Source organism: Rudaea sp. (assembly GCF_057139185.1).
In genome coordinates, this window is record NZ_DBNHDN010000038.1 from 35,830 (window position 1) to 49,956 (window position 14,127).

General features: G+C 65.5%; 13 protein-coding genes. All 13 read left to right on the forward strand.

Translation table 11 applies throughout. The features are described from left to right. Positions 1-21: 21 nt before the first annotated feature. The 13 genes from AC16HO_RS12795 to pheA all read left to right on the forward strand — a co-directional run bounded on the left by AC16HO_RS12795 (position 22) and on the right by pheA (position 14,122). Positions 22-2,016, forward strand: coding sequence for an SDR family oxidoreductase (locus AC16HO_RS12795; RefSeq protein ID WP_395643690.1), 1,995 nt, complete (start codon positions 22-24; stop codon positions 2,014-2,016). Positions 2,017-2,173: 157 nt separating this feature from the next. Further along, positions 2,174-3,541, forward strand: coding sequence for an aminodeoxychorismate synthase component I (locus AC16HO_RS12800; protein WP_395643691.1), 1,368 nt, complete (start codon positions 2,174-2,176; stop codon positions 3,539-3,541). 14 nt (positions 3,542-3,555) lie between these two features. Beyond that, positions 3,556-4,596: an endolytic transglycosylase MltG gene (gene mltG, locus AC16HO_RS12805; RefSeq protein WP_395643692.1), complete on the forward strand. Its 1,041-nt coding sequence runs from the start codon at positions 3,556-3,558 to the stop codon at positions 4,594-4,596. Between the two features lie 2 nt (positions 4,597-4,598). Next, complete coding sequence (gene tmk, locus AC16HO_RS12810) at positions 4,599-5,240, forward strand: dTMP kinase (protein ID WP_395643693.1); 642 nt, start codon at positions 4,599-4,601, stop codon at positions 5,238-5,240. After that, on the forward strand, positions 5,237-6,307 hold the full coding sequence (locus AC16HO_RS12815) for a DNA polymerase III subunit delta' (RefSeq protein ID WP_395643694.1): 1,071 nt from the start codon (positions 5,237-5,239) through the stop codon (positions 6,305-6,307). The genes tmk and AC16HO_RS12815 overlap by 4 nt, the downstream gene beginning before the upstream one ends. Further along, entirely contained in the window at positions 6,307-6,672 is a 366-nt protein-coding gene (locus AC16HO_RS12820; protein ID WP_395643695.1) for a PilZ domain-containing protein, read from the forward strand. The genes AC16HO_RS12815 and AC16HO_RS12820 overlap by 1 nt, the downstream gene beginning before the upstream one ends. 13 nt (positions 6,673-6,685) lie before the next feature. Continuing rightward, positions 6,686-8,044, forward strand: a complete 1,359-nt coding sequence (gene glmM / locus AC16HO_RS12825) for a phosphoglucosamine mutase (protein WP_395643696.1) — start codon at positions 6,686-6,688, stop codon at positions 8,042-8,044. A 63-nt stretch (positions 8,045-8,107) separates the two neighbouring features. After that, on the forward strand, positions 8,108-9,049 hold the full coding sequence (locus tag AC16HO_RS12830) for an isopenicillin N synthase family dioxygenase (RefSeq protein WP_395643697.1): 942 nt from the start codon (positions 8,108-8,110) through the stop codon (positions 9,047-9,049). A gap of 104 nt (positions 9,050-9,153) precedes the next feature. Continuing rightward, complete coding sequence (locus tag AC16HO_RS12835; RefSeq protein ID WP_395643698.1) at positions 9,154-10,299, forward strand: pyridoxal phosphate-dependent aminotransferase; 1,146 nt, start codon at positions 9,154-9,156, stop codon at positions 10,297-10,299. Then, entirely contained in the window at positions 10,287-11,096 is an 810-nt protein-coding gene (locus AC16HO_RS12840) for an amidohydrolase (RefSeq protein WP_395643699.1), read from the forward strand. The genes AC16HO_RS12835 and AC16HO_RS12840 overlap by 13 nt, the downstream gene beginning before the upstream one ends. 34 nt (positions 11,097-11,130) lie before the next feature. Then, the gene (locus AC16HO_RS12845) at positions 11,131-11,781 is read left to right on the forward strand and encodes an SGNH/GDSL hydrolase family protein (RefSeq protein WP_395643710.1); all 651 of its coding nucleotides are present in this window, start codon (positions 11,131-11,133) and stop codon (positions 11,779-11,781) included. Between the two features lie 83 nt (positions 11,782-11,864). Then, positions 11,865-12,950, forward strand: coding sequence for a 3-phosphoserine/phosphohydroxythreonine transaminase (serC, locus tag AC16HO_RS12850; RefSeq protein ID WP_395643700.1), 1,086 nt, complete (start codon positions 11,865-11,867; stop codon positions 12,948-12,950). Positions 12,951-12,991: 41 nt separating this feature from the next. Continuing rightward, positions 12,992-14,122: a prephenate dehydratase gene (gene pheA / locus AC16HO_RS12855; RefSeq protein WP_395643701.1), complete on the forward strand. Its 1,131-nt coding sequence runs from the start codon at positions 12,992-12,994 to the stop codon at positions 14,120-14,122. Positions 14,123-14,127: the final 5 nt, after the last annotated feature.

Below are 14,127 nucleotides of genomic sequence, written 5' to 3' on the forward strand. Positions count from 1 at the left end.
AGGACAACAATGGGGTGAACCATGGCTTATTTCGTCACCGGCGCGACGGGTTTCATCGGCCGCAACCTCGTGCAAAAGCTCCTCGCGCGCAAGGGCACGATCCATTGCCTCGTGCGCAAGGGATCGATGGACAAGTTCGAGGCGCTGCGCGACCGCCTCGGCGACGACGGCAAGCGCCTCGTCGCGGTGCAGGGCGACATCGGCAAGCCGCACCTCGGCATATCGCCGGCACAGCGCAAGGCGCTCGCGGGCAAGGTCAGGCACTTCTTCCATCTCGCCGCGATCTACGATCTCGCCGCCGATGCCGACAGCCAGTACAAGGCCAACGTCGAGGGCACGCGCCACGCGGTACAGCTGGCCGACGAAATCAGGGTCGGCTGCTTCCACCATGCGAGTTCGATCGCGGTCGCCGGCATGTATGCGGGCGTGTTCCGCGAAGACATGTTCGACGAAGCCGAGGACGTCGAGGCGAATCCGTACTTCCAGACCAAGCACGAGTCCGAGGCGATCGTACGCCGCGATTGCACGCGCCCGTATCGTATCTATCGTCCCGCGATCGTGCTCGGCCACTCGCAGACCGGCGAGATCGACAAGATCGACGGGCCGTACTATTTCTTCCGCACGCTGAAAAAGCTGCGCCAGATGCTGCCGGCGTGGATGCCGGTGCTCGGCATCGAAGGCGGGCGCGTCAACATGGTGCCGGTCGACTACGTGGTCGATGCGATGGACCACATCGCGCACAAGCCCGGCCTCGACGGCGGCGTGTTCCATCTGACCGACCCGGCACCGCTGCGCATCGGCCAGGTGCTCAACATCTTCGCCCATGCAGGGCATGCGCCGCAGATGTCGATGCGCCTCGACGCGCGCATGTTCGCGTTCGTGCCCGCAGTGGTGAAGCAGGGTCTCGCGAGCCTGCCGCCGGTCAAGCGCTTCGTCAACGCCGTGCTGCGCGACCTCGGCATTCCGGCAGAGGCGCTCAAGCTGATCAACTACCCGACGCGCTTCGACTCACGCGAAACCGAACGCGCGCTGCGCGGCTCGAAAATCCGGCTGCCCAGGCTCGACAGCTACGCCTGGCGCCTGTGGGACTACTGGGAGCGCCATCTCGATCCCGACCTGTTCGTCGATCGTTCGTTGAGCGGCAAGGTCAAAGGCCGGCGCGTGCTGATCACCGGCGGTTCGTCCGGCATCGGCAAGGCCGCGGCGCTGAAGATCGCCGGCGCCGGCGGCAAGGTGCTGATCTGCGCGCGCGGCGCCGACGAACTCGCCGCGGCGAAGAAGGAAATCGAAGCGGCGGGCGGCGTCTGCCATACCTACGTCGCCGACCTGGCCGAAATGAAATCGGCCGACGATCTCGTCGCCGCGATCGTCAAGGAGCACGGCGGCGTCGACATCCTCGTCAACAACGCTGGCCGCTCGATCCGCCGCGCGATTGCTTCGAGCTACGATCGCTTCCACGATTTCGAGCGCACGATGCAACTCAACTACTTCGGCTCGCTGCGCCTGATCATGGGCTTCCTGCCGGGCATGACCGAGCGCCATCGCGGCCACGTCATCAACATCTCCTCGATCGGCGTGCTGACCAACGCCCCGCGCTTCTCGGCTTACGTCGCCTCGAAGGCCGCGCTCGACGCGTTCTCGCGCTGTGCGCAGGCCGAGTTCTCCGACAACGGCATCAATTTCACCACGATAAACATGCCGCTGGTGAAGACGCCGATGATCGCACCGACCAAGATGTACGACTCGGTGCCGACGCTGACGCCCGAAGAAGCCGCCGACCTGATCGCCGAGGCCATCATCGAACGCCCCGTGCGCATCGCCACGCGTACCGGCATCTTCGCCCAATTGCTCTACGCTGCCGCGCCGCGCCTGTACGAAGTGATCATGAACACCGCGTTCCGCATGTTTCCCGACTCGGCCGCGGCGAAAGGCATGAAGGGCAGGACGGAGCTGGAACAGCAGCCCACGAGCGAGCAGGTCGCGTTCGCGGCAATCATGCGCGGGGTTCACTGGTAGACTCGTTGCGGAGCCGGAGCGGTGCCGCCGGCGCGCCTCGTTGCATTGCCGCCTGCAATCGGGCGGGGCATGCCCGTTGCGGGCGCGGCCGCGCCTCGGCGGATCGACCGCCCACGGCACAAGCCCGAAGCCAGGTCTCCGCACACATTGGGATTCGATGAATTTCGTTACTCGGGAATTGCCCGGCAGCCCTGATTTGCTGGCACTGGCCGCGTGTTGGCCGCGGCGCTACCCGGGCTTGCTCGAGAGCGCGGCGCAGGGCGGCGGGTCGGCGCGGTTCGATGTGCTGTTTGCGGCAGACGAGACCGGGCTGACGCTCGATTCGGATGGCCGCGTGCGCGACCTGTGCGGCGCGGATCGCGGGGATTCATTCCTCGCCGCCCTTGACGCGAACTGGGCAGGCCGGTCGAGCGAGAAACGCGGTGTTGCCCCGGCGGACGGGCTGCCGCCCTTTCGCGGCGGCTGGCTGCTGTACCTCGGCTACGAACTGGTTGCGGAAATCGAGCCGCAGCGCCCGGTTTTCACGGCACGCGGTTGCGCGCCAGTGGCGCTGGCCTTGCGCTGCCCCGCCGCGGTGATCGTCGATCGGCACGCGCGCAAGACCGTCCTCGTCGCGGAAGCGGAACAGACGCATTGGCTGGATTCGATTGCGCACGATCTCGCTCAGGCGCCTGGCTACTTTGCGTCGGTACTACCCGAGGCGCGGATCGAGGAGGACGATGCGCAGGAATTCCTCGACGGCGTCGAACGCATCCATGCCTACCTGCGCGCCGGCGACACGTTCCAGGCGAATCTTTCGCGTGAATGGCGCGCGCACTTCGCCGCGCGGCCCGCGGCGGCAGACGTCTACGCGCAGCTGCGCCTCGCCAATCCGGCGCCGTTCGCCGGGCTGCTGCAATGGGGCGATTGGGCAGTCGCAAGCTCGTCACCGGAGCGGCTGATCGAAATTCGCGGCGATCGCGCGCAAACGCGTCCGATCGCGGGCACGCGGCCACGTCGCGCGGGCGAGGACGAGGCCGCGCGCATCGCCGAACTCGTAGGCCATGCCAAGGAGCGCGCCGAGCACGTGATGCTGATCGATCTCGAGCGCAACGACCTCGGCCGCATCTGCGTGCCGGGTTCGGTCGTCGTCGACGAGCTGATGGCGGTCGAGAGCTACGCGCACGTGCACCATATCGTTTCCAATGTGCGCGGGCGGTTGCGGCACGGCATCACGCCGGCGCAGGCGATCCGCGCGGTGTTCCCCGGCGGCACGATCACCGGCGCGCCCAAGGTGCGCACGATGGAGATCATCGCCGAACTCGAACAGCGCGCGCGCGGCGCCTACACCGGCGCGCTGGGTTATCTCAATCGCGACGGCGACATGGATCTGAACATCCTGATCCGCACGATGGAGTTGCGCGGCAAGGACGCACGTTTCCGTGCCGGAGCCGGCATTGTCATCGACTCGGTCGCCGAACGCGAACTCGAAGAAACGCGACACAAGGCGCGGGGACTGTTGCGCGCGCTTGGCGTGGCCGACTGAGGCACAATACGCACATGAGTCGCCCGTCCCCGCGTTTCAGTTTCAGACGTGTCCTGTTCCATGTCGTCGCCATCCTCGTGATCGGCGCTGTCGTGTTGGGCGGATATTTGTTCACGCGCTACCGGCACTTCGCCGATGCGCCGGTCGCCGGCCTCGCCCAGGCCACGCAGATCGACGTGCCGATCGGTGCGCACCTGCCCGCGATCGTGAACCTGCTCGACGAGCGCGGCGTGCGGCCAGGCAATCCGTATTTCTGGCGCCTGCTCGCGCGCGAACTTGGCGTGGCCGGCAAGCTGCACGCGGGCGAATATGCGCTCGAGGTTGGACTGACACCACGCGCCTTGCTGAAAAAGATGGCGGCCGGCGAGGTGATCCAGCACAAGTTCACGATCGTCGAAGGCTGGACGTTCGCCCAGCTGCGCGGCGCGCTGGCACAGGACGCGGCGTTGCAGCAGACCCTGTCCGGCGTCGACGACACCGAATTGATGCGCCGCCTGGGCGACGCCGACCTGCCGCCCGAGGGTGTTTTCCTGCCGGAGACGTATAGCTACGTCAAGGGCATGAGCGATTTCGACGTGCTGCGCCGCGCACGCGAGGCGATGCGCAAGGTGCTGGACAAACTCTGGACCGAGCGCGTGGCGGATATGCCGCTCAAGTCGCCATACGAGGCGCTGATCCTCGCCTCGATCGTCGAAAAGGAAACCGGGCGGGCCGAGGAGCGACCGCAGATCGCACGCGTGTTCCTCTCGCGGCTCAAGCTCGGCATGAAACTGCAAACTGACCCGACCGTGATCTACGGCATGGGCGCGAACTACGCAGGCAACATCCACCGTCACGACCTCGATACCGACACACCCTACAACACCTACACGCGCACCGGCCTGCCGCCGACGCCGATCGCATTGCCGGGCAAGGCCGCTCTGGACGCGGTGATCCATCCGGCCGACACCGAGGCGCTTTACTTCGTCGCGCGCGGCAACGGCAGCCACGAATTCTCGGCCACGCTCGAGGCGCACAATCGCGCCGTGGCCAAATACCAGTTGCACAGGCAGTGAACGTGACGATACGAGGCAGATTCATTACTCTCGAAGGCGGCGAGGGCGCGGGCAAAAGCACGGTGCTCGACGCCTTGCGTACGCTGCTTGCCGCGACCGGTGTCGACGTCGTCGTCACGCGTGAACCGGGTGGCACGCCGGTGGGGGAAGCGATCCGCAGCGTGCTGCTCGACCCACGGCTGCACGGTGGTATCGCGGCGGAAACCGAGCTTCTATTGATGTTCGCCGCGCGCGCGCAACATGTACGCGAGACGATCGCGCCGGCGCTGGCCGTGGGACGCTGGGTGCTCAGCGATCGCTTCACCGACGCAAGCTACGCCTACCAGGGCGGCGGGCGCGGACAGCCGAACCAGCGCATCGCCGAACTCGAGCGTTGGGCCGCCGACGGCCTGCAACCGGATCTGACCCTGTTGCTGGATCTGCCCGTAGGTGTCGGCCTCGCGCGCGCGCGAGGGCGCGGGCCGGCCGATCGCATCGAACTGGAGACACAGGACTTTTTCGAACGCGTACGTGCCGCGTATCGTGCGCGTGCCGCCGCGCAGCCGGCGCGCTTTCGCATCATCGACGCGGGCCAGCCGCTGGATGCGGTGCTCGATCAGGTGCGCGACGCCGTGGCCGGCTTCGTTGCGGCGGGCGGGGCATGATGCTCGCGCCGTGGCAGGAGGAAGCCTGGCGCCTGCTCGTTGCGCGGCGCGCGCGCGGGACGATGCCGCACGCGATCCTGCTGTGCGGGGCCGCGGGTCTGGGCCAGCGCGAATTCGCAGAACGTTGCGCGGCATGGCTGTTATGCGAGCAACCGGACGAGGCTGCCTGCGGAACTTGCCGTTCCTGCCGCCTCTACGCGGTGCGCACGCAGCGCGATCCGGAGGAAACCCGGCCCGATGGTTCGCCGGCGCAGCCATCCGGCCATCCGAATCACCCCGATGCGCGCTTCGTCGGCTACGTCTGGAACCCCAAGGCAAGCCCGAAGAAGATGTACGCCGAGTTGGTCATCGAGCAGATTCGCGAATTGTCCGAGTGGCTGGCACTGCCGCCGCAGTTCGGGCGCGCCCAGGTGGCGCTGATCGAGCCGGCGGATGCACTCAATGTCGCCGCCGCCAATGCTTTGCTCAAGACGCTCGAGGAACCCGGTGCGGGCAGGCACCTGATCCTCGTCGCCACGCAACCGGCGCGGCTGCCGGCGACGATCCGCAGCCGTTGCCAGCGCGTGGAGTTGCATACGCCGGAGCGCGCGGTCGCCGAAGCCTGGCTGCGCCAGCGCGGCGTCACGGATGCTGCGGCACGCCAGGCGCTGGACGCCAGTGACGGCAATCCGGGGCAAGTATTGGCGTGGATCGAGACCGACCGGTTGAAGCTGTGCCAGGATGTTGCCCGGGACTTACGTGAACTCAATGCCGGAATCTCTTTGCCTTTCGAGGTCGCCCAGCGCTGGAGCCGCGACGAGTCCGATCTGCGCCTGCACTTTGCCGCCGCGCTGACCCGGCAGCAGGCGCGCGCGCAAGCACGGGTCGCATCCGCGCATGCGGGCGGGCCGCTCGCCTTGACCCGGCCGGTCGATTTGGCCAAGCTTGCAATCTGGTTCGACCGGGCCAATCGCGCGCGCGATCTGTTGCGCGGTCCGATTCGCCCGGATCTGGCGATGCTCGAACTGCTGACCGCCTGGTCGGCAGCGAGCGGGCAAACCGCAACGTTCAATGAGGGAGTGGAGTGATGGTTGCTGGTCCCGTCGGCGGCGCACCGCTGCAAGGCATCCTGTCGCTGTCGATCAAGGACAAGAACGCGCTGTACAACGCCTACATGCCTTTCGCCCGCGGTGGCGGTATCTTCGTGCCGACGGCAAAGCGCTACGGGCTCGGCGACGATGTGTTCATCCTGCTTTCACTGATGAGCGAGGCGGAGCGCATGCCGATCGCGGGCAAGGTTGTGTGGATCACGCCGCCGGGAGCGCAAGGCAATCGCGTCGCCGGCATCGGCGTGCAGTTCAACGATTCGCCGGAGAGCGAATCGGCGCGGGTCAAGATCGAAGCCATGCTCGCCGAACTGCAGGGGTCGGAGAAATCCACCAACACGATGTGATCGCGGGAGTCGCATGAAGAAAACCTACTTTGGCACGGACGGCATCCGTGGTCGGGTCGGCGCCGACCCGATCACCGCGGAATTCATGCTGCGCGTAGGCCACGCGCTCGGGCGCGTTCTGCGCGAGCGCAACGACGGGCATGCCGACGTGTTGATCGGCAAGGACACCCGTATTTCCGGCTACATGTTCGAATCCGCGCTCGAAGCGGGCCTGGTTTCGGCGGGCGCGAGTGCGCATCTGCTCGGACCGATGCCAACACCGGCGGTCGCGTGGCTGACGCGGCGCCTGCGTGCCACGGCGAGCCTCGTGATCAGCGCTTCGCACAATCCGTACTACGACAACGGCGTCAAGTTCTTCAACGCCGAGGGAGAAAAGCTTTCCGACGAGATCGAGCTGGCGATCGAACGCAGTTTGGCCGAACCGATGCAGACGGTCGCCTCCGAGCAGATCGGCAAGGCGACGCGCGTGCGCGATGGCGCGCCACGATACGAGGCGTTCTGTAGCGCAAGCGTCAATGCGCTCGACCTGCGCGGGCGGCGCATCGTGCTCGACTGCGCGCATGGCGCCACCTACCAGATCGCGCCCCGCCTGTTCGCCGACCTTGGCGCCGACATCATCGTCATCGGTGCCGCACCGGACGGATTCAACATCAACGCGGATTGCGGTGCGACGCATCCGCAGGCGTTGCAGCGGGCCGTGCTCGCCGAACGCGCCGATCTCGGCATCGCTTTCGACGGCGACGGAGACCGCGTGCAACTGATCGATCAGGACGGCACCCTCGTCGACGGCGACGACATCATCTACATTCTGGCCAGGGACCTGCACGGGCAGGGGAAACTGAAAGGCCCGGTGGTCGGCACGATCATGACGAACTTCGGTATCGAGCGCGCGATCGGGCAACTTGGTGTGCCATTCCTGCGGGCCAAGGTCGGTGACCGTTACGTGCTGCAGATGTTGAAGGAAAAGGGCGGCGTGCTCGGTGGTGAAGCCTCGGGGCACGTGCTCTGCCTGGACCGTACGACGACCGGAGACGGCATCCTGACCGCATTGCTCGTTCTCGAGGTGTTGCAACGGACCCGATCGACGCTCGCGCAGGCGTGTGCGGGCGTGTCGCGCGTGCCCCAGGTTACCTTGAATGTGCCCGTCGCCGGTACGGCCGCGCCGGTACTCGATGATGGAAACGTGCAACGGGTTTTTGCCGAGTTGCAACGGCGTTTGCATGGGCGCGGGCGCGTGGTGCTGCGGGCATCCGGTACGGAACCGCTAATCCGCATCACCGTCGAAGGCGAGGACGACGCCGAAGTGCGTACGCTGGCCGCTGAACTCGGCGACGCCGTAAAATCGGCAAGCGCACCCGGCAATCGCTCCTGATTGCCCAGGTTCCAGCATCGCCGTTCACCGGCGCAAGTCCCTTTCGCTGATCAGGTACGAAGCATGGCCCACCAGGTTCCCACCCTCGACATCCGCCGCTACGACAGCGACCGCAACGCCTTCGTCGCCGAGCTCGGTGCGGCCTATCGCGAATACGGTTTCTGCGGCATTTCCGGTCACGGCATTGTGCCGGAATTGATCGACCGGTCCTACGCGGCGTTCCAGCAGTTCTTCGCGCTGCCGCGCGAGGCGAAGATGAAGTACCACATGCCTGGCACGGGCGGCGCGCGCGGCTACACACCGTTCGGCATCGAGACGGCGAAGGACTCGAAGTATTTCGATCTCAAGGAATTCTGGCACATAGGCCGCGAGCTGCCCGCCGGCTCGAAGTACGCCGAGCACATGGCGCCGAACCTGTGGCCGAGCGAAGTGCCGGGCTTCAGGGAATACGGTTACGGACTCTACGAAGCGCTCGATGCGCTCGGCTCGCGCGTGCTGCGCGCGCTCGCGCTGCATATCGACCTTCCCGAAAACTATTTCGACGACAAGACCAACTTCGGCAATTCCATCCTGCGCCCGATTCACTATCCGCCGATCACGCAGGTGGAGGTCCCGAACGTTCGCGCCGGCGCGCATGAGGACATCAATTTCATCACCCTGCTGGTCGGTGCCAGTGCCGAAGGCCTGCAGCTTCTGCAGCGCAACGGCGAGTGGTTGCCGATCACGACCCAGGGCGACACGATCGTGGTCAACATCGGCGACATGTTGCAGCGTCTGACCAACCATGTGTATCCGTCGACGACGCATCGGGTGGTCAATCCGCCGGGCGAGAAGGCGCGCCAGCCGCGCTACTCGGTGCCGTTTTTCCTGCATCCGAACCCTGATGTCGTGCTCGACCCGTTGCCGCAGACGATCACTGCCGACAACCCGCGCCGCTACGATACCTCGATCACCTCGCACGAGTACCTGCAGCAGCGGCTGCGCGAAATCAAGCTGATCAAGTGAGCGGTCAAATGGCGGGCGGCAGGCGACAAAGGGCAGGTGCGCCCACACTAGCTTTGGCCACAAGCCTTCATCGCTCATCACGTATCTCCGAATCGACGTAAAGAATGCAAATAGAAAGCAAGCTTCCCAAGGTTGGCACGACCATCTTCACGGTGATGTCGCAGTTGGCCGCGCAGCACAAGGCGGTGAACCTGGGGCAAGGGTTTCCCGATTTCGAGGGTCCGCAGTCATTGCGCAATGCGTTGGCGCGCGCAATGAACGAGCACAAGAACCAGTACGCGCCGATGACTGGCATTCCAGCACTGCGCCAGCAGATCGCGCTGAAGACCGAAAGGCTCTACGGCGCCAATGTCAACGCCGACACCGAGGTGACGGTGACCAGTGGTGCGACCGAGGCCTTGTTCGCCGCGATCGCCGCGGTCGTGCATCCGGGCGACGAAGTCATCGTGCTCGATCCGTGCTACGACAGCTACGAGCCGGCGATCGAGTTGTCCGGCGGCCGCGCCGTGCATGTGCCGTTGCGCCTGCCGGATTTTTCGGTCGACTGGCAGCGGGTCAAGGACGCGATCACGCCGAAGACGCGCCTGATCGTGATCAACTCGCCGCACAATCCGACCGGCGCCGTGCTGTCGACGGCCGATCTCGACGCCCTCGCGACGATTGTGCGCGACACGAATATTTTCGTCCTTTCCGACGAAGTCTATGAACACATCGTGTTTGACGGCGCGCCGCACCAGAGCGTGTTGCGCCATGCCGAACTGGCCGCGCGCTGCTTCGTCGTCTCCTCGTTCGGCAAGACCTACCATTGCACCGGCTGGAAGGTCGGCTACTGCATCGCGCCGCCGGCGCTCAGCGCCGAGTTCCGCAAAGTGCACCAGTACCTCACGTTCTGCACGTTCAATCCGGCCCAGTGGGCATTCGCCGAGGTGCTCGAAACCGATCCGCAGCATTACCTCGACCTGCCCGCGTTCTACCAAGCCAAGCGCGACCGCTTTCGCGAACTGATCGCCGATTCGAAATTCAAACCTCTGCCGGTGCGCGGTGCGTATTTCCAGGTCGCCGACTATTCGGCGATCAGCGACATGGATGATCTGAACTTCTGCGAGTGGCTGATCCACAACGCCGGCGTCGCGGCGATTCCGGTGTCTGCGTTCTACGAGACGCCGCCCGCAACACGCCTTGTACGATTCTGCTTCGCCAAAAACGACGACACGCTCGCGAAAGCGGCGGAGCGATTGTGCAGGCTGTGATCAAATCGCTGCGCGTGTCGCTCGTCCAGGGCGCGACGCGCTGGCATGACGCCGCAGCCAATCGCGGCTACTACGGAGCATTCGCGCGCGCGCTGAAAGGGCGCAGCGACCTGATCGTGCTGCCGGAAACGTTCACCAGCGGCTTCACCAACGAGACCTTGCACCAGGCCGAGACGATGCAGGGCGAGAGTTTTGCCTGGCTGACGGCGCTCGCGCAGGAAGTCGGCAGCGTGATCACCGGCAGCATGGTGGTCCGCGAGGGCGAACGTTGCGTCAACCGCCTCGTCTGGATGCGCCCTGACGGTTCGTTCGATCTGTACGACAAGCGCCATCTGTTCCGTATGGCCAGGGAGCACGAGCGCTACGCGGGCGGCGACAAGCGCCTGATCGTCGAATTGAACGGCTGGCGCATCCTGCCCCAGGTTTGCTACGACCTGCGCTTTCCGGTCTGGCTGCGCAACCGCTACGACCAGGCCGCGCAACGCTTCGACTACGATCTCGCGATTTTCGTCGCCAACTGGCCGTCGCCGCGGCGCGAACCGTGGCGCACGCTGCTGCGCGCGCGCGCGATCGAGAATCTGGCCTACGTCGTCGGCGTCAACCGCGTCGGCGTTGACGGCAACCAGCTGCATTATTCGGGCGACAGCGCGGCGCTCGATTTCGTCGGTGCGCCGCTGGTCGAGCTCGGCGCCCACGAGCAGGTCGTTACCGTGACCCTCGACCCGGCGGCGCTCGCCGCGCATCGCGAGCGCTTCCCGGCATGGATGGATGCGGACGATTTCGAATTGAGGACATGACGTGACGAGAAATTTTCCGCTGCGGCTCGCCGCAATGTTCACCTTGCTATGCCTGGCGCTTGCCAGCCCGTTCGCCGCCGCGCAATTGCAGGCCGGTTCCGCGATCTGGGAAAAGGACATCCAGAAATTTGAAGCAGCGGACAAGGCGAATCCGCCGAAGCCCGGCGCGATCCTGTTCATCGGCTCCTCGTCGATCGAGCATTGGAAGGACGTCGCCGATGACTTCCCCGGCAAGCGCGTGCTCAACCGCGGCTTTGGCGGTTCGCGTATCGCCGACTCGACGTACTACGCGGGCCGCATCATCGTGCCGTACAAGCCGGGCATGATCGTGTTCTACGCGGGCGACAACGATGTCGCCGACGGGCACACGGCGCAACAGGTGTTCGACGACTACGTGGCTTTCGTTGCGCGCGTGCGCAAGGATTTGCCGACGACTCCGATCGCGTTCATTTCGATCAAGCCAAGCCCGTCGCGCGCGGCACTGCTGCCGGTCATGCGCGAGGCGAACGCGAAGATTCACACATACACGGCGGCGCATCCGCATCTCGTCTACATCGACGTCGCGAGCAGGATGCTCGACTCGTCCGGCCAGCCGCGTGAGGACTTGTTCGTTGCCGACCGCCTGCACATGAACCGCACCGGCTACGACCTCTGGCGCAGCATCATTGCGCCGCTTCTACCCTGATCGGCCGCCCGGAACCGCCGCGTTGGACCGATTGCCAATTTGCGGCGCTGCGGCATAATGCAGGGCTCCAGTCGGGAGCCCCTATGAGTCGTGGATACAATTTCGCCGCCGGCCCGGCCGCGGTGCCCGAGGCGGTGTTGCGCCAGGCGCAGGCCGAACTGCTCGATTGGGGGCAGGCGCGTGCTTCGGTGATGGAGATCAGCCATCGCGGCAAATTGTTCGCCGAACTGGCGGCCGAGTCGGAGTGCGACCTGCGCTCCCTGCTCGACATTCCCGGCAACTACAAGGTGCTGTTCCTGCAGGGCGGGGCGACCCAGCACTTCGCCCAGATTCCGATGAATTTCGCCCGCCGCGACCGGATCGCCGACTACGTCGTCACCGGCCACTGGGGCGAGAAGGCGGTGCGCGAGGCGTGGACGCTGGCCGACGTGCGTATCGCGGCGAACAGCGATGCGAGCCGACACACCGCGATTCCCGCGCGCGACACCTGGACGCTGCACGCGGACGCCGCCTATGTCCACTACACGCCGAACGAGACCATCCACGGCGTCGAGTTCCAGCATGTGCCGGACGTCGGCAACGTGCCGCTGGTCGCCGACATGTCCTCGGACATCCTTTCGCGCCCGCTCGATGTGCGCAAGTTCGGCCTGATCTACGCCGGCGCGCAGAAGAACATCGGTGCCTCCGGCCTCGTCGTCATGATCGTGCGCGAGGATCTGCTCGAGCGCTGTCCAAAAGATCTGCCGAAGATCTTCAACTACGCTGAACACGCAGCCAACGATTCGATGCTCAACACGCCGAACACGTTCGGCTGGTATCTGGCCAGCCTCGTGTTCAAGTGGCTGCTGGGCGAGGGCGGCCTCGTCGCGATCGGCGAGCGCAATCGCGCCAAGGCCGAGCATCTCTACGCCGGCATCGACGGCTCCGGTGGCTTCTATCGCAACCCGGTGGAGCCAGCGTCGCGCTCGTGGATGAACGTCCCGTTCACCCTGTTCGACGAGGAGTTGAACGCGCTGTTCCTCAAGGAATCCGAAGCCGCCGGTCTGCTCGCACTCAAGGGCCACAAGGCGGTCGGCGGCATGCGCGCCTCGCTTTACAATGCGGTGACGCTCGAAGCGGTGCATGCCCTGGCCGACTTCATGCGCGATTTCGCCAAGCGTTACGGTTGACCCGATCCGCACCATGCCCCCGATTCCGTACAAGTAGTCCCATGCCAGCCAAAAAGACTCCGAAGAACAAATCCGCCATCGTCAAAGCAGCGCCACTCGACCTCGCTCAAGCGCGCGCGCGCATCGATGGCATCGATCGGCAGATCCAGGAACTGATCGCCGAGCGCGCTGGCTGGGCGCAGCAGGTCGGCAAGGCCAAGGGCCCGCTCAAGGCGGCGGTCGACTATTATCGGCCTGAGCGCGAGGCCCAGGTGCTGCGCATGGCGATCGACCGCAATCATGGTCCGCTCGCCGACGAAGTGCTCGTGCATGTGTTCCGCGAAATCATGTCGGCCTGCCTTGCCCAGCAGGAGCCGCTCAAGATCGGCTACCTCGGCCCCGAAGGCACGTTCAGCGAGCAGGCGATGCGCAAGCATTTCGGCGGTTCGGCGCACGGCCTGCCGCTGGCGAGCATCGAGGAAGTGTTCCAGGAGGTCGAGGCCGGTCATGCCGATTTCGGCGTCGTTCCGGTCGAGAACTCGGGGCAGGGCACGATCCAGGTCACGCTCGACATGTTCCTCACATCGAACCTGAAGATCTGCGGCGAAGTCGAGTTGCGCGTGCGCCAGTTCCTGCTCTCGCGTTCGGGGCATATCGAAGACATCGAACGCATCTACTCGCATCCGCAGTCGTTTGCGCAGACCAAGGCCTGGCTGCGCGCGAACCTGCCGAAGGCCGAGAAGATTCCGGTGTCGAGCAACGCCGAAGCGGCGCGCCGCGCGCGCAATGCCGATGACGCGGCGGCGATCGCCGGCGAGGCAGCGGGGCATGTCTACGGCTTGAAGAAGGTCGTCGTCAGCCCGATCCAGGATCGCGACGACAACACCACGCGCTTTCTCGTCCTTGGCCGCCAGTTCTTCCCGAGCAGCGGCCACGACCGCACCTCGGTGCTGGTCTCGATCAAGGACCAGCCCGGTGCGCTGTTCAACGTGCTCAGCCCGTTCGCGCGTCATGGCGTGTCGATGAGCCGCATCGAGTCGCGGCCCTCGCATCACGCGAAGTGGGAATACGCCTTCTTCATCGACCTCGCCGGCCACATCGACGATACGCCGATGAAGGCCGCGCTCGCCGAGCTGAAAGCGCACGCGGCGCAGATCAAGATTCTCGGCTCGTATCCGGTGGCGGTACTGTAATTTCC